22 protein-coding genes and 1 other annotated feature are annotated in these 24,296 nt (G+C 47.6%); of the genes, 8 read left to right on the plus strand and 14 right to left on the minus strand.

Annotated elements, in window-relative coordinates; translation table 11 throughout:
- Nucleotide 1 precedes the first annotated feature (1 nt).
- The gene (locus tag AKJ31_RS10355; RefSeq protein ID WP_053409015.1) at nt 2-880 is read left to right on the plus strand and encodes a U32 family peptidase; all 879 of its coding nucleotides are present in this window, start codon (nt 2-4) and stop codon (nt 878-880) included.
- A gap of 42 nt (nt 881-922) precedes the next feature.
- Here AKJ31_RS10355 and AKJ31_RS10360 read toward each other — a convergent pair whose 3' ends face one another.
- The 5 genes from AKJ31_RS10360 to rpsO form a co-directional block, all read right to left on the minus strand.
- Complete coding sequence (locus AKJ31_RS10360; protein ID WP_053409016.1) at nt 923-2,257, minus strand: MATE family efflux transporter; 1,335 nt, start codon at nt 2,255-2,257, stop codon at nt 923-925.
- Nucleotides 2,258-2,299: 42 nt separating this feature from the next.
- A complete protein-coding gene (locus tag AKJ31_RS10365) occupies nt 2,300-2,713 on the minus strand; it encodes a MarR family winged helix-turn-helix transcriptional regulator (protein WP_053409017.1) in 414 nt (137 codons plus the stop codon).
- A gap of 94 nt (nt 2,714-2,807) precedes the next feature.
- Complete coding sequence (nlpI, locus tag AKJ31_RS10370) at nt 2,808-3,725, minus strand: lipoprotein NlpI (protein WP_053409018.1); 918 nt, start codon at nt 3,723-3,725, stop codon at nt 2,808-2,810.
- A gap of 129 nt (nt 3,726-3,854) precedes the next feature.
- Nucleotides 3,855-5,987 (minus strand): polyribonucleotide nucleotidyltransferase, encoded by a 2,133-nt coding sequence (gene pnp, locus AKJ31_RS10375; RefSeq protein WP_053409019.1) that lies wholly within the window; start codon nt 5,985-5,987, stop codon nt 3,855-3,857.
- Between the two features lie 295 nt (nt 5,988-6,282).
- Nucleotides 6,283-6,552, minus strand: a complete 270-nt coding sequence (gene rpsO, locus AKJ31_RS10380; protein ID WP_005380094.1) for a 30S ribosomal protein S15 — start codon at nt 6,550-6,552, stop codon at nt 6,283-6,285.
- Nucleotides 6,553-6,737: 185 nt separating this feature from the next.
- On the opposite strand from rpsO, the gene mtnN reads away from it, so the two are divergent.
- The 4 genes from mtnN to AKJ31_RS10400 all read left to right on the plus strand — a co-directional run bounded on the left by mtnN (nt 6,738) and on the right by AKJ31_RS10400 (nt 9,913).
- Nucleotides 6,738-7,433: a 5'-methylthioadenosine/S-adenosylhomocysteine nucleosidase gene (gene mtnN, locus AKJ31_RS10385; protein WP_053409020.1), complete on the plus strand. Its 696-nt coding sequence runs from the start codon at nt 6,738-6,740 to the stop codon at nt 7,431-7,433.
- Nucleotides 7,434-7,447: 14 nt separating this feature from the next.
- Nucleotides 7,448-8,401, plus strand: coding sequence for a cobalamin biosynthesis family protein (locus AKJ31_RS10390; protein WP_053409021.1), 954 nt, complete (start codon nt 7,448-7,450; stop codon nt 8,399-8,401).
- On the plus strand, nt 8,402-9,226 hold the full coding sequence (gene btuF, locus AKJ31_RS10395) for a vitamin B12 ABC transporter substrate-binding protein BtuF (RefSeq protein WP_053409022.1): 825 nt from the start codon (nt 8,402-8,404) through the stop codon (nt 9,224-9,226).
- 66 nt (nt 9,227-9,292) lie between these two features.
- A complete protein-coding gene (locus AKJ31_RS10400; protein ID WP_053409023.1) occupies nt 9,293-9,913 on the plus strand; it encodes a TRIC cation channel family protein in 621 nt (206 codons plus the stop codon).
- 58 nt (nt 9,914-9,971) lie between these two features.
- On the opposite strand, the gene thrC is transcribed toward AKJ31_RS10400, so the two are convergent.
- The 4 genes from thrC to thrL form a co-directional block, all read right to left on the minus strand.
- Nucleotides 9,972-11,255 carry a threonine synthase gene (gene thrC, locus AKJ31_RS10405; RefSeq protein WP_053409024.1) on the minus strand — a complete coding sequence of 428 codons (1,284 nt, stop codon included), beginning with the start codon at nt 11,253-11,255 and terminating at the stop codon, nt 9,972-9,974.
- Nucleotides 11,252-12,208: a homoserine kinase gene (gene thrB, locus AKJ31_RS10410; protein WP_053409025.1), complete on the minus strand. Its 957-nt coding sequence runs from the start codon at nt 12,206-12,208 to the stop codon at nt 11,252-11,254. The genes thrC and thrB overlap by 4 nt, the downstream gene beginning before the upstream one ends.
- Nucleotides 12,209-12,225: 17 nt before the next feature.
- On the minus strand, nt 12,226-14,685 hold the full coding sequence (gene thrA / locus AKJ31_RS10415) for a bifunctional aspartate kinase/homoserine dehydrogenase I (RefSeq protein WP_053409026.1): 2,460 nt from the start codon (nt 14,683-14,685) through the stop codon (nt 12,226-12,228).
- A 30-nt stretch (nt 14,686-14,715) separates the two neighbouring features.
- Nucleotides 14,716-14,838 (minus strand) — a sequence feature (Thr leader region).
- Nucleotides 14,770-14,847, minus strand: coding sequence for a thr operon leader peptide (thrL, locus tag AKJ31_RS22985; protein ID WP_072161303.1), 78 nt, complete (start codon nt 14,845-14,847; stop codon nt 14,770-14,772). (Overlaps the previous feature by 69 nt.)
- Nucleotides 14,848-15,121: 274 nt before the next feature.
- Between thrL and AKJ31_RS10420 the strand changes: the two genes are divergently transcribed.
- A complete protein-coding gene (locus AKJ31_RS10420) occupies nt 15,122-15,583 on the plus strand; it encodes a hypothetical protein (protein ID WP_053409027.1) in 462 nt (153 codons plus the stop codon).
- On the opposite strand, the gene AKJ31_RS10425 is transcribed toward AKJ31_RS10420, so the two are convergent.
- Together AKJ31_RS10425 and AKJ31_RS10430 are read right to left on the minus strand one after the other, a co-directional pair.
- A complete protein-coding gene (locus tag AKJ31_RS10425) occupies nt 15,580-16,065 on the minus strand; it encodes a putative 4-hydroxy-4-methyl-2-oxoglutarate aldolase (RefSeq protein WP_053409028.1) in 486 nt (161 codons plus the stop codon). The two genes, AKJ31_RS10420 and AKJ31_RS10425, sit on opposite strands and share 4 nt — an antisense overlap.
- Nucleotides 16,066-16,095: 30 nt before the next feature.
- Complete coding sequence (locus tag AKJ31_RS10430; RefSeq protein ID WP_053409029.1) at nt 16,096-16,485, minus strand: DUF3293 domain-containing protein; 390 nt, start codon at nt 16,483-16,485, stop codon at nt 16,096-16,098.
- Between the two features lie 323 nt (nt 16,486-16,808).
- On the opposite strand from AKJ31_RS10430, the gene arcA reads away from it, so the two are divergent.
- Nucleotides 16,809-17,525, plus strand: a complete 717-nt coding sequence (gene arcA / locus AKJ31_RS10435) for a two-component system response regulator ArcA (RefSeq protein WP_053409030.1) — start codon at nt 16,809-16,811, stop codon at nt 17,523-17,525.
- A gap of 113 nt (nt 17,526-17,638) precedes the next feature.
- Here the strand turns inward: arcA and hldE are convergent, their stop codons facing one another.
- From hldE to AKJ31_RS10450, 3 genes are all read right to left on the minus strand, one after another.
- Nucleotides 17,639-19,069 carry a bifunctional D-glycero-beta-D-manno-heptose-7-phosphate kinase/D-glycero-beta-D-manno-heptose 1-phosphate adenylyltransferase HldE gene (gene hldE / locus AKJ31_RS10440; protein ID WP_053409031.1) on the minus strand — a complete coding sequence of 477 codons (1,431 nt, stop codon included), beginning with the start codon at nt 19,067-19,069 and terminating at the stop codon, nt 17,639-17,641.
- A gap of 112 nt (nt 19,070-19,181) precedes the next feature.
- Entirely contained in the window at nt 19,182-22,025 is a 2,844-nt protein-coding gene (glnE, locus tag AKJ31_RS10445; RefSeq protein WP_053409032.1) for a bifunctional [glutamate--ammonia ligase]-adenylyl-L-tyrosine phosphorylase/[glutamate--ammonia-ligase] adenylyltransferase, read from the minus strand.
- Between the two features lie 131 nt (nt 22,026-22,156).
- A complete protein-coding gene (locus tag AKJ31_RS10450) occupies nt 22,157-23,413 on the minus strand; it encodes a methyl-accepting chemotaxis protein (RefSeq protein WP_053409033.1) in 1,257 nt (418 codons plus the stop codon).
- Nucleotides 23,414-23,526: 113 nt separating this feature from the next.
- Between AKJ31_RS10450 and AKJ31_RS10455 the strand changes: the two genes are divergently transcribed.
- Nucleotides 23,527-24,291, plus strand: coding sequence for a potassium channel family protein (locus tag AKJ31_RS10455; protein ID WP_053409034.1), 765 nt, complete (start codon nt 23,527-23,529; stop codon nt 24,289-24,291).
- Nucleotides 24,292-24,296: the final 5 nt, after the last annotated feature.

The raw sequence follows: 24,296 nt of genomic DNA on the forward strand, positions 1-24,296 counted from the left end.
CATGAAATACGCGCTAGGCCCACTACTCTATTTTTGGCCAAAGCAAGATGTCGAAGCGTTTTACCAGCAAGCAGCCAGCAGCTCAGCAGATATCGTTTACCTCGGAGAGAGCGTGTGCTCCAAACGCCGAGAAATGAAGCCAGCACATTGGTTTGATATTGCCAAAGAATTAAGCAGCACAGGTAAGCAAGTGGTGCTTTCTACTATGGCTTTGCTTGAAGCGCCGAGCGAAGTCAACGTGATGAAGAAATACATCGATAATGGCGATTTCGCAATTGAAGCCAATGACGTCTCGGCGATTCAACTAGCAGCAGAGAAGAAAGTGCCGTTTGTTGTCGGGCCTGCAGTGAATACCTACAACGCCCACACGCTAAACTTGTTCCTAAAACAAGGCATGACACGCTGGTGTATGCCGGTAGAGTTGTCACGCGAGTGGCTCAGCAACGTATTAAATCAATGTGAACAACTCGGTATTAGAAATAAGTTTGAAGTCGAGGTGTTTAGTCACGGTTATTTACCACTTGCCTATTCTGCGCGCTGCTTTACCGCTCGCGCCGAAAACAAAGCAAAAGACGACTGCGAGACTTGCTGTATCAAGTATCCGACTGGAATTCAGGTCAGTAGCCAAGAAGGACAAGAGGTATTCAACCTTAACGGCATTCAGACTCAATCTGGTTACTGCTATAACCTAATCAACGACTTACCAAGCATGAAAGGATTGGTCGATGTTGTTCGCTTAAGTCCGTTAGGTGTAGAAACGCTCTCTGAGTTGGATAAGTTTCGTGCTAACGAATCGGGCTCGCACCCAGCACCGATTGCTAACCGTCAATGTAACGGCTATTGGCACCAGCTCGCGGGCTTGGAAGTCAAAACTCTCTAACAAAAAAGGGCTCCAAAGAGCCCTTTTTTCATACCACTTTATTTATATTGCAGCTTGTACCGTTCGCATCTGATAACGCTTTACATCGTTATAAAGCATTACCGCTACCACCACACTCAGCGCGATATTCGACAAAGGATAAGCGAGCCAAATACCAGTGACACCATACAGTTTCGGCATGATGTACAAGAACGGCAGCTGGATAAGCATATTGCCCATGGTGACAAACATTGCCTTACTACCACTATTGATCGCTTGGTAATACGCGGCTGTTACCACTAAGAAGCCATCCAGCGCCAGCGCAAATAGATGCAACTGAATCCCCGTCACTGTGTAGTCGACTAATTCGTGGCTCTCGGAGTTAAACACCGAGACGAACTGGTAAGGAAACACGTTCAGCAACACGACAAAAATAACACCAAGTGAAATTGACGATACCATTGCGACTTTGAGTAGCTTCTTAATATTCTCAACGTGTTTCGCGCCGTGGTTATAGCTCGCCAACGGCTGCATGCCATTCGCGATCCCTTCAGCCGCAAGGTAATAAACCGTCACGATATACCCCAAGATCGCATACGCACCGATCATCAGTTGATCGCCATATTCGGCAAACAAGCCGTTGTGCAATGCCACCATCGCCGAACCATAAGCATACATAAAAAAGCTTGAGACACCGATGGTGAAGATCTGAGGAATCGCGGTAAAGCGAAACTCAAAATCAGCAATTTTAAGACGTAAATTAGCGCGTGGTGAGAAGAAGTACGCGATACCAAGCGCGGTCACCGTCATCTGCGCAATCGCCGTCGCAATCGCAGCACCAGTCAATTCCCAATCCAGAAACGCGATAAACACATAGTCTAAAACGATGTTGATTAGCGCACCGACCATCATCAGCATAGTGGCCAATTTCGGGCTTTCATCGTTACGCAGTAGGAATGGCATCGCAATCGATCCCAGCGTGAACACACACCCTGCAATCAGGATATCGAGGTACTGCAAGCCAAGGTCAAACACACGCCCCTGCGCACCTTGCCAGATTAGGAAGTTCTCGGCGAACAGCCATAGTGTCACCGCAACAATCGGTGTGATTAGCAGCAGTAACAACAACCCTGTCATCAACACCTGTTTTGCACCAAGTGCGTCTTTTTCACCTTGACGAATCGACGTCAAAGCGCCCGTGCCGACACCCACCAGCATACCGATCCCAAGGATCGAACCGATCACTGGCCACGCAACGTTGATACCTGCCAGACCATCCGCTCCGACGTAACGGCCAATAAAAATACCATCAACGACTTGGTACAACCCGTTGACTAGCATCGCTGCAACTGTCGGAATGGTATAACGCCAAAACTGCTTGTATATGGATATTTGCATACTCTCACCAAAGGTTAGCCAAGCTAACTAAATGGATAAATTTTAGTTGTTTAACGACTTTTCCAATAAGTAGACAAGCTGCCTTGCTTCTTCCGCACCCAAGTTACGATTCATGGCTTGTGCAATCTTCCGGTAAACTTCTTGCTCTAAAGATAAATCCTTTATCACTTTCTCTGTCAGGACAACGCGCTTTGAGCGACCATCTTCCGGACATGAAACCCGCTGAACTAAGCCCTTCTTCTGCAGCCTAGCGACCATGTTAGACGCCGATGGCTTGGTTACCTTCATCTCTTCCGCCAGGTCGGTAATGCGAATGCCATCAGAGAAATCTTGGATCACACGCAAATAGTCGAACTCATTGAAGCTCAACGACGAAAGGGGATCTTCCTTGGCATAGACACGCCACGCTTTTGCGCAGAAACGCTCTAGCTCGATCAAACTGTTTTCTAGACTCATAATGATCAACTTAGTTAGCAAGGCTAACTATTCTAGCGACAAGATATTAAAAAAGCCACCGTTTGTTGCGGTGGCTTTGTTCATTTCAAATTGGCTACTTAGCGGCTTGCTGTTGTTGGCTCTTCGCTCTCGCGAGCTGCTCTTCTTGCACTTGATTGTAGATGCGCGTGAGTTCGAGAAATGCGTATCGATGTTCAACGTATTCATAAACGTTGAAAGAAATCGCTAACTTGTAGAGTGAAATTGCGCTGGCAAAGTCACCTTCGCGCTGATAACGCTTACCCAAGTAGAAGTAGGCTTCCGTCAACCTTTGAGCCAACAAGGTGTTATCTCGCGTACCTTGTAGAATCGCTTTGAACGCATTGGCTTCTGACACTTCACCTAATGAGATCGCGACTAATACCCAGCCCCATTGTTCATTGCGTTGCTGATAGCTCGCCACCAGACGCTCGCGCGCTTTAATCGGATCAACTTCTGATTCAATCAAATACAACCACAGTGCTCTGAATGGGTCTTCGGGATCCTGCGCATAGTGCTTTTGCATGTCTTCCATCGCCAAAGGCAGACGGTCGCCATAGTACAAGGCAATTGCACGGTTGCGTTCAGCGTAGGAATTTGACGGATCAAGCTCAAGAGTGGAACCAAACGCATCATACGCCGCGTCGAAATCCCCTACCTGAGTAAAGTGCACACCCAGTAGGTTGTAGAGATCAGGTTGAAGTGGGTTAATCGCTAAAGATTGCTTGTAATCCAGACGAGCCAAATCACGCAGACCAACGCTATCATAGTAGCTGCCACGTTCGTAAAACATCTTGGCACGAACCTCATTCTTGAGGTCTGGACGTTGTAATAACTGCCCTAGTCGGGCGATTTGCACTTCTTGCTGAACACTCGCTTGCAACGGCACAGCCATCGGCGGGTATAGCCATTCAGCATTGTTATTAGAATTTGAGGCACAGCCAGCGGTCACTAATACAGCAAGACTAAGCGTCGCGGTTTGAAACCATTTCACAGTTCGATACTCCTGTTGCTAAGTCTAGCTTAGCATCATCCGCATATAAAAAAAGGGAGCCTATGGCTCCCTTTATACATGCTTTTAACCTAATAAGCTAATCCACAAAGTGGGCTTACGGTTAAACTATTATGCGTCAGATGCAGGCTTTTCTTCAGCTGCTGCTTCTTCTGTCTTCTCTACCGCTTCTTTCATACTTAGACGAACACGGCCCTGACGGTCGATCTCAAGAACTTTAACTTGAACTTCTTGACCTTCAGCTAGGTAGTCAGACACTTTCTCTACACGCTTGTCAGCGATTTGAGAGATGTGTACCAGACCATCTTTACCTGGAAGAATAGTAACGAACGCACCAAAGTCAGCTAGACGAGCAACTTTACCTGTGTAGATACGGCCTACTTCAACTTCTGCTGTGATCTCTTCGATACGACGGATTGCTTCTTTCGCAGCTGCACCTTCAGTTGCAGCAATCTTGATTGTACCGTCGTCTTCGATTTCGATAGTTGTACCCGTCTCTTCAGTTAGAGCACGGATAACTGCACCACCTTTACCGATAACGTCTTTGATCTTCTCAGCGCTGATCTTCATGGTGTGAATACGCGGAGCGAACTCAGAAATGTCATCACGAGCGCCAGAGATTGCTTCATCCATTACAGATAGGATGTGCTTACGTGCGCCTTGAGCTTGGTTAAGCGCAATTTGCATGATCTCTTTAGTGATGCCTTCGATCTTGATGTCCATCTGAAGTGCAGTGATACCGTCGTTAGTACCCGCTACTTTAAAGTCCATGTCGCCTAGGTGGTCTTCGTCACCAAGGATGTCTGAAAGAACAACGAAATCATCGCCTTCTTTAACAAGACCCATTGCGATACCCGCAACAGAAGACTTGATTGGCACACCAGCATCCATAAGTGCTAGAGACGTACCACATACAGAAGCCATTGAAGATGAACCGTTAGATTCAGTGATTTCTGATACAACACGTACTGTGTATGGGAATTCTTCTGGAGATGGCATTACTGCAGCAATACCACGCTTCGCTAGTTTACCGTGGCCGATTTCACGACGCTTAGGAGAACCTACAAAACCAGTCTCACCCACACAGTATGGAGGGAAGTTGTAGTGTAGTAGGAAGTGATCTTTACGCTCACCCGTTAGCTCATCGATGATTTGTGCATCACGCTGAGTACCCAGAGTTGCAGTCACTAGAGCCTGAGTTTCACCACGAGTGAACAGTGCGCTGCCGTGAGTACGTGGAAGAACGCCAGTACGTACGTCTAGTGCGCGAACCATGTCTTTCTCACGACCATCGATACGAGGGTTACCCGCGATGATGCTACGACGTACTACTGTCTTCTCTAGATCGTGGAAGATAGTGTGGATTTCTTTCGTATCCGCTTCAGGATCTTGAGCAAGTAGCGCTTCGTTTACTTCTGCTGCAATCTCATGGATGCGATCGTAACGAGACATCTTCTCAGTGATTTGGTAAGCCTCAACAAGCTTAGCTTCAGCTAGGTCAGCAATCTTAGTTTTAAGTGCAGTGTTCTCTTCAGGAGCAACCCAATCCCAAGCTGGAGTAGCCACTTCAGCTTTGAACTCGTTGATTGCGTTGATAACAACTTGTTGTTGATCGTGACCGAACACAACTGCTGCTAGCATTTCTTCTTCAGTTAGGTTATCCGCTTCTGACTCAACCATTAGTACCGCAGATTCTGTACCTGCAACTACTAGGTCTAGACGTGATGCGCTTAGCTCAGTTTGGCTAGGGTTAAGCACTAGCTGACCATCGATGTGACCAACACGTGCTGCACCGATAGGACCGTTGAACGGGATACCAGAGATAGCAAGCGCAGCAGATGTACCAATCATTGTTGGGATATCTGGTTGAACGTCAGGGTTTACAGATACAACCGTTGCAATAACTTGCACTTCATTTTTAAACGCATCCGGGAATAGTGGACGGATTGGACGGTCGATTAGGCGAGCGGTTAGCGTTTCACCTTCAGATGGACGACCTTCACGCTTGAAGAAGCCACCAGGGATTTTACCTGCAGCGTAAGTACGCTCTTGGTAGTTTACAGTTAGTGGGAAGAAATCTTGACCCGCTACTGCTTCTTTTTTACCGACTACAGAAACGAATACTGCTGTATCGTCCATAGTTACCATAACTGCTGCTGTTGCTTGACGTGCGATAACGCCAGTTTCTAGAGTAACCGTGTGGTTACCGTACTGGAACGTTTTAACAACTGGTTTTTCGAACATTGTTATTCCTTGTTTCTGAGCACACCGACATATCGGCACTCAGAGTGTGTTAATTAACACTCAAGGCATTACGAATCGCGACTAGTGAAAAGAAACTCAGTGAAATTTCTTTTTAATAGCCGCGACCTTTTGGTCGACGAGGTTGACTGTAATGCAATGAGCTTTTTGATGAAAATCCCAATGTTTGGGATTTAGCCGTGCGTAGTATAACGGTAAGAAAGGCATTTGGCTAAATTTAGCCAACAAAAAAGGGGCACAAAGCCCCTTTTCTGACAAACTGCTAAGCAGTCGCTTATTAGCGACGTAGGCCTAGACGCTTGATTAGGTCTTGGTAGCGAGCTAGGTTTTTACCTTTTAGGTAATCTAGAAGCTTACGACGACGAGAAACCATACGTAGAAGACCACGACGGCTGTGGTGATCGCCTTTGTGTGCTTTGAAGTGACCTTGTAGGTGGTTGATAGAAGCTGTAAGTAGAGCTACTTGAACTTCTGGTGAACCAGTGTCGCCTTCGCCTTGTGCGTATTCTGCAACGATTGCTGCTTTAGTTTCTGCATTCAGAGACATAATTCTCTCCTAATAAGAGTAAGTTTAAAGTTGTAGCAGCCAATCTCTGATTCAGCCACTACGCGAAGCGCGGATTATATGGGATGAGCAGAGGTTAAGCAATAGGTATTTTCTAGGAACTTGCGTGTTTTCTGGTACACTTAGCGACCTAAACGAAATACCTAATTGAACAAACAGGATTCACTATGAAAATCGGCATCATTGGTGCAATGGAACAAGAAGTTTCCATCCTTAAACAAGCTATCGAAAACTGCCAAACCGTGACTAAAGCAGGCTGTACTTTCTTCGCTGGCCAACTAAATGGCGTAGAGGTGGTTCTGCTTCAATCGGGTATTGGTAAAGTAGCAGCGGCGATTGGTACGACTATCTTACTTGATGAATACCAACCTGATGTTGTGATCAACACAGGCTCTGCAGGCGGTTTCGATTCAAGCTTAAACCTAGGCGACGTAGTGATCTCAACAGAAGTTCGCCACCACGATGCCGACGTAACCGCATTTGGCTACGAAATGGGTCAAATGGCGCAACAACCAGCCGCATTCCTAGCAGACGAAAAACTGATGAACGTTGCCGAGCAAGCACTAGAGCAAATGGAAGATAAACACGCGGTACGTGGCCTAATCTGTACCGGTGATGCATTTGTTTGCACCGCTGAGCGTCAAGCGTTTATCCGTACTCACTTCCCTTCAGTTATCGCGGTTGAAATGGAAGCATCAGCTATCGCGCAAACGTGTCACCAATTCAACGTACCGTTTGTTGTGGTTCGTGCAATCTCTGATGTGGCAGACAAAGAGTCTCCAATGAGCTTTGAAGAGTTCTTACCTCTAGCAGCAAAAAGCTCGTCAGAAATGGTCTTCAAAATGGTTGAGTTACTTAAGTAAGACGAACGTGCATCATGGAAGATTTGTTCAATCTACTCTACTCAAACGGAGCGCTCCTCGTCATGTGGAGCGCTTTATTATGCCATCTCATTCTCCCCTTCCCTCGCGAAGCACACCCCGCCATTTTATGGCATAAATTTGCTGAGCTACTGGCACAAAAAGTCAACACTAATAACAGCTACTCACAAAGCATCCTTTCCGGCTCGTTAGCTTGGCTGTTAATGATAGTGCCAATGGTAGCCGTTATCTTCGCGCTTAAACCTCTCGTTTGGCAGCCACAGTTGTTCGAACTGGCGTTTTTACTCCTCGCCATCGACTGGCGTAACACCGACAAATTCAGTGCTCAATTTGTTACGGCGCTTGCTCGCGAAGATAAAGAGCAGGCCAAAATGTTGCTGAAACCTGTGGTCAACCGCTCAACGGAATCGCTTTCCCTACTAGGGTTAGGAAAGGCAGGAACCGAGACGTTAATCATGTCCTACGGGCGAAACGTATTCGGCGTATTGTTTTGGTACGGGATTGGTGGTGGCGTGGCCGCGTTTGTCTATCGAATGGCGGTAGAGCTTGCTCGCGCTTGGTCTCCTTCACGGGTTCAGTTTTCACCGTTTGGCATTCCAGCTATTCGCATCGTGGCGCTACTCGATTTCATCCCATTACGCCTATTGGCTTTGATGGTGGCGATTGGCAACAAATCTCGCGCTGTGATGACGCTAATTAAACAACAGGCAGCATCATGGCCTCTGCCTGGCCCTTCATGGCTGTTGGTATCGGTTGGCGCAAAACTGGAACTATCGTTGGGCGGCCCAGCGATTTACGACGGTAAGAAATCAGTACGCGCCAAACTTGGTGGACGCATTGCCCCGTCTGCGCTGCATATGGCTCAAGTACAAAAACTGTTGGCTTGGCGCATGTTGGCGTGGATTCTGATCCAAAGCGCACTCATGGCAGCGGTTTATCAAGGAATCTAGATGAAAACACTGTGTTACCTATTGGCACTGTTGATGCCAAGTATTGTCGGTGCAAAGCCTGTCGAACGCATCGTTAGCTTAGCGCCCCACGCAACCGAAATCGCGTTTGCCGCAGGTCTTGGCGATAAACTTGTCGCCGTCAGTGAACGCAGCGACTATCCGCCAGAAGCGCTGGAAATTGAAAAAGTCGCCAACTACCAAGGCATAAAGATCGAACGCATTATTGCGCTACAACCCGATCTGATCATCGCTTGGCCGTCAGGAAATCCGATGCGAGAGTTAGAGAAACTTGAGCAGTTCGGTTTCAATATCTACTACTCTCAAACGTCTTCTTTGCAAGACATTGCCCATAATATCGAGCAACTAAGCCAATACGCTGACGACCCATCAATTGGTCAGAATGCGGCGAGAAAATACCGAAATTCACTCCAAGAGCTAAAAAAACGCTACCACATTGACCAGCCCGTACGCTATTTTTACCAACTGAGCGAACAGCCAATTATTACGGTTGCGCAAGGTAAGTGGCCGAGCGAAGTATTTGAGTTTTGCGGCGGCGTGAATGTGTTTGCGCAAAGCCCAGCGCCTTATCCGCAGGTCAGTTCAGAGCAGGTCATCGTGAACAACCCAGACGTTATCTTTACCTCTGAGCATGCAATTAAAAATGGCAACATGTGGCAAGCGTGGCGTTCGCAGTTGACTGCGGTCGAAAACAACCACGTTTGGCAACTGAACTCCGATTGGATTAACCGCCCGACACCACGCACTCTAAAGGCGATAGAACAGGTGTGTGATTATCTGGAATCGGCGCGAACAAACGTGAATTAATGACCCTGCCAGCTGAATATCAGTCGGCATTTTACTACTACCTATTTTGTATGAGATTTTACCCACATGGATTCAATGCTGCTCTATAGCATCGACCTTTTTGGTACTGCAATTTTTGCTATTTCCGGCGTGTTATTGGCCGGGCGATTAAAGATGGATCCATTTGGTGTTGCCGTTTTGGGTAGTGTTACTGCGATTGGTGGCGGAACCATTCGCGACATGGCGTTAGGTGCAACGCCGGTATTTTGGATCACCGACACCAACTATTTATGGGTCATATTACTAACCTGCCTTGCGACGATGATCATCATCCGACGCCCGACAAGGCTACGTTGGTGGATCCTACCCGTTTGCGATGCGATCGGACTGGCAGTGTTTGTCGGTATCGGCGTTGAAAAATCGATGTTATTCCAAGATTCTGCGCTAGTGGCGGTCATCATGGGGGTTATCACTGGTTGTGGTGGTGGCATCATTCGCGACGTTTTAGCGCGTGAAGTGCCAATGGTGCTGCGAAGCGAAGTCTACGCGACGGCTTGTATCATCGGCGGCGTTTTCCACACGACCGCACTGGCGATGGGTTACGATAATGATACGGCGTTCTTGGCTGGGGTATTTTCGACCTTGTTGATACGCTTAGGCGCAATCCGTTGGCACTTATCTCTGCCTACTTTTGCATTGAACCGCTAAACAAAATCAAGCCAATAAAAAAGGTCGCCTAAGCGACCTTTTTTGGTATCAGTAACAATTACTTCTGTACGCGACGCAACACTTGTTTTAGCGCGTCGAAATCGTTATCTAAATCTTCTGACAGCAGTTCCATCGCGGCATGTTTCGCTAGCGGTGCTGGCAGTTCAATGTCCGAACCTAAGATATCGTCAACCACTTCTTTGAATTTCGCCGGGTGAGCGGTACATAGGAACAGGCCAGTCTCGCCTGCTTGAAGCTGTTCTTCCAACACACGGTATGCGATCGCACCGTGCGGTTCGCATAGGTAACCTTGGTCAAACAGTGACTTCACTGATTCAGCGCTCTGCTGGTCCGAAACCGCACCTTTACCTAGTGTTTCCAAGCCCCACTCTTTTACGCGGCACAGCTCTTCGATACGCGGCCAGTTGTTTGGTTGGCTCACATCCATCGCGTTAGACGTCGTCGCGACGGTTGGCTTCGGTTCCCACTTACCTGTATCTAGGTAGCGAGGCACTGTATCGTTCGCGTTAGTCGCGGCGATAAAGCGTTTGATGGGTAGACCAAGCGCTTTAGCAAGTAGACCCGCAGTTAGGTTACCGAAGTTACCACTTGGTACTGATACAACAAGGTTTTCGCGTTCTTGCTTACTCATCTGCGCTGCCGCTTCAAAGTAGTAACAGATTTGTGCCATCAAACGGCTGATGTTGATCGAGTTAGCCGAGTTTAAACCGATCTCTTCACGCAGCGCCGCATCATCGAATGCTTGTTTAACCAGCGCCTGACACGCGTCAAAGTCACCGTTGATCGCTACAGTGTGGATGTTCTTACCCAGCGTACAGAACAGCTTTTCTTGTAATGGGCTGATCTTACCTTTCGGGTATAGGATCACCACATTGATGTCTTCCATACCGTAGAAAGCGTGTGCAACGGCCGCACCAGTGTCACCTGACGTTGCTGTTAGGATAGTGATTTTACCGCCATCGGAAACCGTTGCTAGCGATTGCGCCATAAAGCGGCCACCAAAATCTTTAAACGCAAGCGTTGGACCATGGAACAGCTCTAGCGCGTACACGCCATCTTTCACTGATTTAATCGGAGCTGGGAATTGGAACGCCGCATCAACCATTGAGTTCACTTGGTCTTGCGATAACTCATCACCAATCAACGCAGATAAAATCTTGGTGCTACGAGAAACAAAGTCTTCTGCTAGTAGCGCATCGATATCGTCAAATTTAGGCAGTTCCGATGGAAAAAATAGACCTTGATTACGGCCTAACCCTTGGCGAACGGCTTGGCCAAAGGAAACTTGTTCATCATTTTCTTTTATGTTGTAAAGCTTCATAGCTCACTTCCTGTCACGATCGAGCCTTGTTTGTCTAAACGACAGACATGGACGAATCCTTGTTCATTTTGTACGTAATTTTGTTCTAGCCAGCGAGCAACTCGCTCAGCGACATCTTTTTCTTTGCAAATGCTAAATAGCGTAGGACCACTTCCTGAGATCCCGGTTGCCAATGCGCCTGCTGTTGCCGCATATTTACGTGCATCAGCGAAGCCAGGGAGCAGTTTCTCACGATATGGTTCTGCGATCACGTCTTTGATCATTTTTGCTGCAAGCTCAGGTTGACCAGAGTGACACGCGTGGATAAAGCCCGCCAAGTGACGACCATGAGCGATGATGTCTTGGCGACGGTATTGAGACGGTAAGATCTCGCGCGCTTCTGCGGTCGAAACTTTAATGCCCGGATACGCCATCACCCAGTACCAGTCGTCAAAACTCGGAACTTCTTGGCTGATGATACCCAGTTCTTCCAACATCAACTGCACACCGCCTAAGTAGCACGGTGCCACGTTATCGTAGTGCACTCCCCCTGAGATTTTGCCTTCCATCTCGCCCATTAGCGCGAGCAGTTCGGTCTCATTGAGAGGTTGACCGTGGAAACGGTTCAGAGCATCAAGAGCCGCAACGATAGAACACGCACTTGAGCCTAAACCTGAGCCAATCGGCATGTTTTTCTCTAGTGTCATTTCAAGCGGCAACAAGTCGACGCCTTTTTTATCCAACTCGCGGGCAAACACTAACCAGCAATCGTATACGATGTTTTCTTTTGGGTTGTCCGGCAATTTAGACACAAAGCGTCCTGCGGTTTTGAGGCTAAATGGTTCACTGCCAGATTTCACCAGCACACGGTCACCCAATAAAGTACCGTCGATTGGGGACACTGCCGCCCCCAATACATCAAAACCTACACTTACATTACCAATTGACGCTGGGGCATAAACCACCACATCCATACCACTACTCATTTTGTTTATACCCCTAGTTTCCAACCTAATGTACGCATCACATCTGAGAATACCCCAGCCGCCGTTACTTCAGTACCCGCACCGTAACCACGTAGTACTAGTGGAATTGGCTGGTAGTAGCGGCTGTAGAATGCCAACGCGTTCTCACCATCCTTGATCTTAAACATCGGATCGTTTTCATCCACAGCGGCAATGCTCACTCGGCATTGACCATCTGCGATCTCACCAACGTAACGCAGTACTTTACCTTCTTCAGCGGCCAATGCAGATTGCTCTTTAAAGTACGCATCCGCTTGTGGCAAACGCTCCATAAACTCTTCAACGCTGCCAGAATCATCGAAACCTGGTGGCAATGCTTGGTCAACGATCACGTCTTCAAGCTCTAAGTTCATGCCCGCTTCTCGCGCGAGAATCAGAAGCTTGCGAGCCACGTCCATACCAGATAGGTCGTCACGCGGGTCAGGTTCCGTAAAGCCATTTTCTTTTGCGATGTTGGTGGCTTCACTCAACGTCATACCTTCGTCTAGCTTGCCGAAGATGTAAGAGAGTGAGCCAGAAAGAATACCGCTGAAGCGTTCCAGTTCATCACCCGCTGAGATCAGGTTCTGTAGGTTTTCGATCACCGGAAGACCTGCACCTACTGTTGTCTCATACATAAGTTTACGACGAGAGCTACGTGCAACATCGCGTAACTGATGATAGTACGCCATGCTGGCAGTGTTGGCTTTCTTGTTTGGCGTTACTACGTGGAAACCCGCAGCAAGAAAATCGGTGTACTGATTGGCGATCGCTTCGCTTGAAGTACAGTCCACCAGCACTGGGTTGATAATGTGGTTACGCTGAACCAAAGAGATCAGACGCGCAAGGCTAAACTCTTCTGTGGCGTCTTTCATGCGATCACGCCAGTGTTCCAGCGGCAAGCCTTTGCTATCGAGCAATAGGCCTTTGCTGTTCGCCAGACCACACACACGCAGCACGATGCCTTTCTCTGCCAGCTTCGCTTGTTGACGTTCAATTTGGTCCACCAGCTCACCGCCGACGCCACCGACACCAACAACGAATACGTCAAGGAAGTGTTTCGAGTTAAACAAGTTCTCGTGACACGCTTTGATCGCTTCAGAGATTTTATCTTCTGGGATTACCGCTGAGATTGCGCGCTCGGAAGAACCTTGGGCAATCGCGACGATGTTAACATTCACCTCTGCTAGAGAGAGGAAGAACTGAGACGCCACGCCGCGAGAGGTGCGCATACCGTCGCCAACTAGCGTTACAATCGCTACGTTGTCGATAAAGTCGACCGGCTCTAGCAGGCCATCTTTCAGTTCAAGTTCAAACGTATCGCTCAGCGCTTTTTGCGCCAGCGCTTTATCTTCAGACTCGATACAGAAACTGATGCTGTACTCTGACGACGACTGAGTGATCAGTACAATCGACACGCCTGCCGATGACATCGCGCCAAATACGCGGCTTGCCATACCGACCATGCCTTTCATACCCGGACCAGAAACGTTCACCATAGTCAGGTCGCTAAGGGTAGTGATGCCTTTGATCGCTAGGTTGTCTTCACCCGTATCCTGACCAATCAGCGTACCCGCACCTTGTGGGTTAAAGCTGTTTTTGATCAGACATGGAATGTGGAACTGGGCAATCGGAGCAATGGTTTTCGGGTGCAGAACGGAAGCACCGAAGTAAGAAAGCTCCATTGCCTCTTGGTAACTAAGCGATTTCAGCAGACGTGCGTCGTCAACCAAACGAGGGTCACAGTTGTAAACGCCGTCTACGTCTGTCCAGATTTCACAGCAATCAGCACGTAAACACGCTGCTAATACTGCGGCTGAATAATCAGAACCGTTACGTCCAAGGGTAACCAACTCACCTTTGTCATTGCCTGCAGTGAAGCCCGGCATGATCTTGACGTGGTCTTGAGGAAGTGGATTTTGGCGGAAGTTCTCTGTCGAGATTTCTACATCGACCATCGCTTCTAAATGGTCACCGCGTGCAAATAGATACTGCACCGGGTCAATCAAGCTCGCTGGTTGACCTTTCGCTTCCAATACTGCTTTCATCAGTTGAATAGAAACGCGTTCACCCTTGCTGATAATACGTGCGTTGACGTTATCTGGACACATACCAAGTAAGTTGATGCCGTGAACAAACTGACGCAGTTGAGTGAGTGACGATTTCACCTGATGGTCGTAGCCCGCACCATCAATATTAGGTAAGACTTGCTTAATATCTTGAAAAAGGTCGCGAAATGAATCTTCTAGTTCAGCGATTTTGAGTTCGGCATCACCTGTCTTTAGCGCCGCTTCGATCACGGCCACCAATTTATTTGTTGTTTTTCCTGGGGCTGACAATACGACAGCCACTTCTTCCTGTTGAGCATTATTAGCAATGATATCCGCCGCTCTTAAAAAGCGATCAGCATCGGCTAATGATGATCCTCCAAACTTTAAAACTCGCATCCCTTCCTCCAAATGTCTTTTAAATTGGCATAAAAAAAGGCCTGTATCTTGTTGGATACAGGCCTTCCTTTGAATTTGTTTCGCTTAGCAGCCTGCCCCAACATATGCGATGTCGGTAATAATAATGGTTGTGGTCATTACTACTAGGCTGTGGTTATTCATAATTTACTTTATGTGCGTGTATGTGTTTGCTTACCCATACGTTTACCTTATTTCCTGACCACGAGTCAACGAAAAGTTTTTATTTTTCCTTCTTACCATATGTGATTCACATTTAGTTTCGTAACAACATCCATGTATACACTGAGCAAAGTATTGGAATCGCACCCGCACAAATTCACCCATTAAATTCAATTAAGAAATTACTCCTAGTACATTAGTTTTATGCTTTACTTAGTTCTGCAGTGGGAAAACAAATAATAACAAGGAGCGGCACATGAAAGGGATGCTAAGCCTGTTCGCGCTAGTTTTTACTGGTTCGCTTTGTGCTGCCGAATTGCCTGCGTTACCTTCCCAACAGACTCACTCTTCACACCGCCTATTTATTTCCAGCGAAAATGACCAACGCGACTTCGATACTTGGAAAGTCGACGGGGGCTACTCTTATAATCTGTTTCACAATGTGGATTTATACGTCGGGGCACGACTCAATAACAACGAGCAAGAAAACGAAACTGGTTTTCTCAGTGGTGTGAGCTTTCAAGCGTCACCGAGAATTTCCTTTAGCAGTACCTTGCATTCGTACAGCAACGAAACCGACAATGAACGACGCGAGAAAGTCATTTCGGCAGAAGTCTCTAGCCGAGTGAGATTAACCGAGAATTTGGACTTACATGCCACTCTCGACTATCAAGAGTGGCAACAAGAAGTGGAATTTGGACTGGGTTTTCGTTTTTAATTCCAATCGAGCTTTTCTGTCGACATCAACACACCGTTCCAGTCTGCGTAGATATAATCACCCGGTTGAATCATTTGGTTGTGGATAGTCAAAGTGATGTTGACATCGCCTACCCCACGCTTTTGTGTTTTGAATGGATTGGTGCCAAGCGCTTTTACGCCTAATTCCATCTCTGCCATTGCCGCTGCATCACGGATAGCGCCGTTTACAATTACCCCTTCCCAATTGTTATCGATAGCCAATATCGCCAACTGGTCGCCAAGTAGCGCTTTTTGGCAAGAGCCATGACCGTCAACCACAAGAACTTTACCGGTTCCGTCTTGCCCAAGCATTTCGCGTACTTTTGAATTATCGTGATAGCAACGAATGGTCACTATCTCGCCATAAAACGCACTTTTACGTCCATAGTTTTGCAGAGGCAAAGCCAAGAGTGTCACTTTATCCTCGTGCTTATCGCAAATATCTGGCGTTATATCTTTCATTTTTCCTCCATGAGATAACAAGTTAATCCTTTACCTACAACGCAACTGCCATTTTCCAAGCGCTAATTTAGTTTCATTTTCGTCGCAAGAAACCAAAAACAGTTCCTCACTTTCAGCATAATAGACCGCGTTTTGACCAAATTTGCGTCCGAGTTCGACTGCCTTTTGTAGGCTTACTTCAACGGCAAAACTCTCTTCCGCCCAGGAAAATATCTCGTCCCCCACTAGAACATCGACATAGTAATTATGGTCGATATCTTGTCTTAACTGCCGATTATTTCGATTATTTTCTTCATTCGACCGCCAAACACTCGCCGGGTTCCAAGCGGTAATAATGGCAAAACACCTACACTTTACTGGGCTTTGAAAGCGAAAATAGGGATCGGCGTAGGCCGCCCATAATTGCGCATCAATCTTCATATAACCTATACTTTTACATTTAACCGCTACTATTAATATTTGTTACATTCTAACTCTTGATATAAATCAACAAAGTGATTGGAATTAACACTTCTACGTTGTTAGCATGCTGTTAACATTATAAAATCCGCCTCAACGACTGATGGAGTAATTGAGGAACGGGTGCCTCAAAGGCAACAAAAAATCCAAGGATGGCGGGCAACCAAAGAAAGTGTAATTTTATGATCTTTGGTTTATTATCAACATCACATTACCTATGTGTTATGTTTTTGCCTAAAATTTATTCCATTAGCACATTTTTTTCACAAGTTTAGGTACCGCCAATGCAAACCCCGCACATTCTTATTGTCGAAGATGAGCAAGTAACTCGTAACACTCTTAAGAGTATTTTTGAAGCAGAGGGATACGCTGTTTTTGAGGCCAGTGACGGTGAAGAGATGCACCAGGTGCTGTCCGATAACCAAGTTAACTTGGTCATTATGGACATTAACCTTCCAGGTAAAAATGGCCTACTACTTGCTCGCGAGCTTCGTGAACAAGCAAACGTAGCGCTCATGTTCTTAACTGGCCGTGATAACGAAGTTGACAAGATCCTAGGTCTTGAAATTGGTGCTGATGATTACATCACAAAACCATTCAACCCTCGTGAGCTGACTATCCGTGCTCGCAACCTACTAAGCCGTTCAATGAACGCTAGTGCGGTCACGGAAGAGAAGCGTAGCGTTGAGAAGTACGAATTCAACGGTTGGGTGCTAGATATCAACAGTCGTTCTCTTGTTAGCCCAAGCGGTGATAGCTACAAGCTTCCTCGTTCTGAGTTCCGTGCTCTACTTCACTTCTGTGAAAACCCGGGCAAGATTCAGACTCGTGCTGACCTACTGAAGAAAATGACTGGCCGTGAGCTTAAGCCACACGACCGTACTGTTGACGTTACGATTCGTCGTATTCGTAAACACTTCGAGTCAGTATCTGGTACGCCTGAGATCATCGCGACAATTCACGGTGAAGGTTACCGTTTCTGTGGCGACCTAGAAGACTAATTTCTTCTAAAGATGATTCTAAAAATGGAGCCGATAGGCTCCATTTTTTTATTGCTCTCAAATAAAAAACGCCTGCTATCGAGCAGGCGTTTTACTTACAACACAATAAAGGGTTAACCTTTACCGCCTTTAATCGCATCAATGATTTCAGTCGTTGAGCAGCCGTCTTCAAAGTTCAGCACTTTAACCTCGCCGCCATTGGCAATCACTTCTTTACCACCAGCAATCTCTTCCGGCTTATAATCGCCACCTTTGACCAATAGATCTGGCAAAACCTCGGAAATCAAGCGTTGAGGCGTATCTTCACCAAACGGTACGACCCAATCAACCGCACCAAGACCCGCCAGCACTGCCATACGGCGATCGGTTGGGTTCACTGGACGACCAGGTCCTTTAAGGCGCTTCACCGACTCATCGGTGTTTACCGCGACGATTAGGCGGTCACCCAATTGCGCAGCATGATTGAGGTAAGACACGTGCCCTGCGTGAAGAATGTCGAAACAACCGTTGGTCATAACCACTTTCTCGCCTTTCGCTTGCGCTTTCTTCACCGCGTCGATGAGCTCTTTCTCACCAATCACACCAAAGTCTGTGTCTTGGCTGCCGTGTACCGCTTCAGCCAGCTCGATTGTCGAAACAGTCGAGGTACCCAGTTTACCAACCACGACACCAGCTGCAGCATTCGCCAGCGCACACGCTTCGTCCATTGGTTTGCCCGCAGCAACAGAGGCTGCAAGTACCGAGATAACGGTGTCACCCGCACCGGTTACGTCGTAAACTTCTTTCGCTTGAGTCGGTAGGTGGAATGGCTTCTGACCACGACGAAGCAGCGTCATACCATGCTCACTGCGCGTAACAAGCAGCGCTTCAAAGTCAAAGTCATCAATCAACTTCAAGCCTTTCTCAACCAGCTCTTGGTCTGATTTTACTTTGCCAACCACCAGTTCAAACTCAGCCATATTTGGCGTCAACAATGTTGCGCCGCGGTAGCGCTCGAAATCTGCACCTTTCGGGTCAATAAATACAGGTACGTTCGCCGCACGCGCTCTCTTAATAAACAATTGCACATGCTCGAGTGCGCCTTTGTCGTAGTCTGACAATACCACCGCTTTCACTTTCGGCAGCGACTGGTCCATACGCTCGAGGATCATGTCTGGGTCAACGTTCTCAAACTTGTCTTCAAAGTCGAGACGGATCAGTTGCTGGCCACGGCTCATCACACGTAGCTTGGTGATGGTTGGGTAGTTGTGCAAACCCACGAAATTACACTTTACATTCAAAGAGGTCAGCGTTTCATTCAAGGCTTTCGCAGGTTCATCGATGCCCGTCAAACCGACGATATGCGCGTTACCGCCAAGAGAAGCGATGTTCATCGCCACGTTTGCCGCTCCACCCGGACGCTCTTCGTTGTTTTCTACTTTGACTACCGGCACTGGCGCTTCTGGTGAAATGCGTCCTGTTGGTCCGTACCAGTAACGATCCAGCATTACGTCACCAATGATCAATACACCTGAATCCTTGTAGTTCGGTAGGATTGGTTTCATCGTCGATCTCCACAATTTAAATCTGCGCTGAGTTTAGCACAGCACTTTTGAGCCCTAAACCCTTCACTATCAGCGCTATGTGATAAAACCGCGCAGAATGTCTATTTCTTACTTATCCAAGCCATTGCTGCCAAATTTTACTCACTAGTTCGCGTTCGACGACAAACTTATCCAGCGCGACATCCGCATCAAGATTAAGTAAGTTTCTGTGATGTATTTGGTCTCGCATTTCGGTATAGGCGTGCGTAATCGCCATCGCTTGTTCTTCGTCCATCACACCTTGTGCAATCATCGACTCGAAGATCCTTACATTGTCACTCCAACGGGTCAGCTTTGGCTTCTCGTGGCTGTATCGCAACACCAGATACTGCGCTAAAAACTCCACATCCGTGATCCCTCCAGGGTCTTGTTTTAGCATAAAGCGATCGGCTTTTTTGCCGCCTAAATGGTCACGCATCTTAATCCGCATATCGACCACCTCTTGCTTGAGCTTGTTTTCATCGCGCTCTAAGGTCAGGACATTGTGGCGGGTTTGGGCGAAGCTCTGCTGTAGTGGTTCGTCGCCGTAAATCATACGCGCTCGTACCAGCGCTTGATGCTCCCATGTCCAGGCTTCGGTGTGCTGATATTCATCAAACGCTTCTGCTGGGCTCACCAGCAACCCTGATGCACCGGATGGGCGTAAGCGCGTGTCCACTTCATACAAGATGCCCGATGCGGTGCGAGTTGAGAAAATATGAATGATGCGCTGGGCCAAGCGTAGATAGAACTGTCGCCCATCGATCTCTTTCTTACCGTCGGTATAGGCGCTAACCGGACAATCGTGCATAAAGACGATATCCAGATCCGAGTTATACCCGAGCTCCCAACCGCCAACTTTACCGTAACCAATCACGGCAAAGCCTTTACCTTCACGGTCTTTGAGATGGTTAGGTTCACCGTATTTTTCTGCCATCTGTAGCCAAGCTTGATTGACCACCGATTCAACAATCGCTTCGGCAAGATAGGTTAAGTGGTCACTCACTTTCATTACTGGTAACACACCCGCAATATCAGCGGCGGCAATACGCAAGATACAGATCTGCTTGAACTGACGCAGCGCTTCCATCTGTTGCTCCATATCGTCTTCAGGGATACGGGCAAGGAAATCGCGCAGCTCGGTTTGATAGCTTTCCAGCGGGATCGGATTGTAGAGCTGCTGCGGGTCAATTAGCTCATCAAGCAGGATTGGGTAGCGCCCGAGCTGCTCGGAAATCATCGGACTGGCGGTACACAGTCTGACTAGTTGGGTCAACGCCGCAGCGTGCTCATCAAGCAGCTCTAAGTAAGTGGTGCGGGTAACAATTTTTTGTAGCAAATGAAGAACTCGAGGCAGACCAAACTGTGCATCCGGGTGAGAGTAAATCGCGGCAAACACTTTTGGCATCAGGCGATTCAATACTTCACGTCCGCGTGGACCAAGGGTTTTCTTCGCTAAATCATGTTTGAACTGAATGATCGTATTGGCCATCACTTGCGGCTCTTCGGCACCAATATCTTCGCTTAGAACGTGCTCCATGACATCTTGTTTTTCCGCCATGTCCCATAGCTCGTGGAAGTGCTTAGCGACATCAGAACTTTCTTCTTCGTCATCACCGATCAGGCCATTGAATACTTGGTGAACCGCGTCCATGTGCGTGTGTACATCTGCTAACAAGCCTTGCCAGTCGTGATAGCCCATCGCGGTCGCCAACTGCAGTTGTTCAACGCTACTCTCGGGCAGAGTCTGGGTTTGCTTGTCAGCCATAGCTTGTAGCAGATTCTCTAAGCGGCGCAAGAATTTGTAAGCGTCTCGCAAATGTTGAGTTCCGCCGTCTTCAAGCAAATCGAGTTCTTCAATCGCGTCTAGAGTCAACAGTAGACTGCGGTGACGCAACCCTGGCTCTCGGCCACCGCGGATAAGCTGGAACACTTGTGCGATAAACTCGATTTCACGGATACCGCCTGCGCCAAGCTTGATGTTATTGACCAAGCCACGACGGCGCACTTCGCTGCTGATCATCGATTTCATTCGGCGTAGTGATTGAATCGCACTAAAGTCAATGTAGCGACGGAACACAAATGGTCGCAGCATCTGACGCAACTCTTGATATTCTGGGTACATTTCACTGCCCATCACGCGCGCTTTGACCATTGCGTAGCGCTCCCAGTCACGCCCCTGCTCTTGGTAGTAATCTTCCAGTGCGGCGTAACTCATCACCAGTGGGCCACTGTCACCAAACGGGCGCAGGCGCATATCAACGCGGTAACAGAAGCCATCATACGTCTGCTGGTCGAGCGCTTTAATGATCCTTTGCCCTAAACGGGTAAAGAACTGCGCGTTAGCAATACTGCGTCTGGCACCTTGGGTCTCACCGTTTTCTGGGTAGGTGAAAATCAAGTCGATGTCAGAGGAAAAGTTGAGTTCACCACCACCAAGTTTGCCCATACCGATGATCAGCATAGGCTGCGCATCACCTTGATCGTTACACGGTGTACCCCATAGATCGCAACAAGCTTTGTATTGCCACTGGTAGGTTTCAAAAATCATCGCTTCAGCCAGTTGAGACAGATGCTCTAGGCTCTCCTCAAGCGACCAAGAGCCGGTAAAGTCACGCCAAGCGATATAGACCATTTCTCGATTACGGAACTGCCTGAGCACGCGATGACCCGACATTTCATCGTGGCAGTCACTCAACAAGATGGCGAGACGCTTTCGATAAGCGCTATGACGCGATGTTTCCTGCAACATCTCTGGTAACACTTGCAATAGATGTTCATCGGTATTAAGCACATCGACCACAAACTGACTCAAGCCAGCGACATAGTCGAGCTGAGTGAGCAGCGATTCAGGCCAATGTTTGAGTGCATCTGCTGATTGACGAATGGATTCGAGAGCGGATTGAGAAATAGGGGCGAGGCTTTCTGGCAGTAGCATGAATCTTCCTTGTATAAAGAGACTGGCCGCAATATCAATAAGGCTTTAATGGACTAGTTATATCAAAATTGCTGCAATAAAAAACGCCCACTGAATGATAGTGGGCGTTTATTCATGAATATCGCTTGGAATTAGACTTTAAACGAAGTGATTTTCTTATCCAGTTCAGCCGCGTTCTGTTGCATGATTTCTGAAGTTTCAAGCAGTTCTGTCACCACCGTCACCGACGCCTCCACCAGTTCACGGACGTTGGTGAGGTTCTGGCTCATCTCTTCCGAAACACTGCTTTGTTGACCAGCGGCAGTGGCAATCTGGAAGTTCATATCGTTGATTTGCTTCACTTGTTCAACAATGCCATCCAACTCACTGCCTGCGTTGGTGACTAGCTCTACCCCTTCCGCAGCCTCAACCACACTCTTTTCCATCAAACCAACCGCTGAGTTAGCGCTCGATTGCAGTTGCGTAATCATGTCTTGAATTTCGACTGTCGCTTGCTGGGTACGTTGCGCGAGGTTACGAACTTCATCTGCAACCACAGCAAAACCTCGCCCTGCCTCACCAGCACGCGCCGCTTCAATCGCCGCATTCAATGCCAGCAAGTTAGTTTGTTCAGAAATACCTTGGATGGTCCCAACAACGCTACCGATCGAATCAACGCTCTCTTCAACTTGATTAACAGCGTGCGCCGACGCAGAAATGTCTTGAGACAACTCGCTGATTTTCGTTACCGTACCTTGAATAAAGCGCTGACCAGTCACTGCTTGGTCCGATGCGTTTTCAGTAAGTGAAGACGCTTGCTGCGCATGTTCCGCGACGGTCTGGACTGTTGACGTCATTTCGCTCATTGCCGTCGCAAGCTGGTCGATTTCGTTAAACTCTTCTTGGGCAGACTCTTTGGTTTCTGACATGCTTAACGTCATCACTTCTGTCAGGCCTGAAAGCTCTTGCGATGAACTCACCTGCAACTTAATCATGTCTTGCAACTGCTTACGTGTTTTTTCCAGTTCACGAGCGACATCACCGTATTCGTCTTTGCAATCCATGTGGATCGGCACCGACAGGTCTTTGTCTGCCATCAGTTTAATCGCGTCGTTCAGGTACTGGGTCTGGCGTAGCATGATGCGTGCGGCAAACAGTAACAAAGTGACAAACACGACGATCAAAACTCCGGTCTGCCACGCTACTTGCACTAAATAGGCGTCGTAGTGTTGCTGAGCCACTTCGACACTTTCGGTCACTGACAACAGAGAGTCGTAAAAAGTATTCGCATCCCAAAGCTGTTTCGCAATGATCAGCACGGTACTAAACACCATCAGTAACGCCATTTTGGGCACCAAACGTATGTCGGTAATTACGCGCTCCCATGGCTTAAATACCATTTTGGTCATTGTTCGTTCTCCACTAAGTCTTATATATTGGTTAATAACCGATTCAAAAATACGCAACGAATTCGCTCTTACTTACCGTTTCAGCGGCATTTATTATTTATTTCGAGCCTCGTATGAAAAAAGATGATACCAAAGACGACACCAAACCGATGAGCGTACTGTCACTAATCCTGTCATTTATGGCGTTATTTGTGATTTCAGGCTTGTTGTTTTTTCCATTACGACCAGAAACTCGTCAAGTTTTTATCGGCTTGGACTTTATAATCTGTAGTATTTTCATACTACAACTGGGCATAGATCTCATTCGTTCTGGTGACAGAGTGCAATTTCTCAAAGTACATTGGATCGACTTCATTGCCAGTATCCCGATGATTGAACCACTGCGCTATGCCCGTTTAGTGCAAATATTGCGTGTTGTGTTTGGCATACATTCGAGCCGAAATCTATATCGTCAATTTCTCAACAACCGCCGAGAAGCGACGTTTGCTTCGATTATTTTCTTGTTGGTGATGCTGCTTTTCCTCGGCTCGAGCATGATGTTGTTTATCGAGAGCAAATCGCCCGACGCCAATATTCAAAATGGTGCTGACGCCTTGTGGTGGGCACTGGTGACGATTTCAACTGTCGGATACGGCGACCATTATCCAGTGACCGATGCCGGTAAAATTTTGGCAGCGGCGCTGATCGTCTGTGGTGTGGGGGTGTTTGGTATGATTTCCGGTTTGGTCACTTCCTTTTTAACCTCGCCGACCTCGAAGCAAAATGAACGTTCTGAGCGTAAAGAACACATGATCCGTGAGCTACTTGATAAGCAAGACTTAATCCTGCAACGTTTGGATGAGTTGGAAAAACGATCTGAGCCAACTAATAAGCAATAATAAAG

It is taken from the genome of Vibrio hepatarius, from assembly GCF_001274785.1.
Taxonomy (GTDB): Bacteria; Pseudomonadota; Gammaproteobacteria; order Enterobacterales; family Vibrionaceae; genus Vibrio; species Vibrio hepatarius.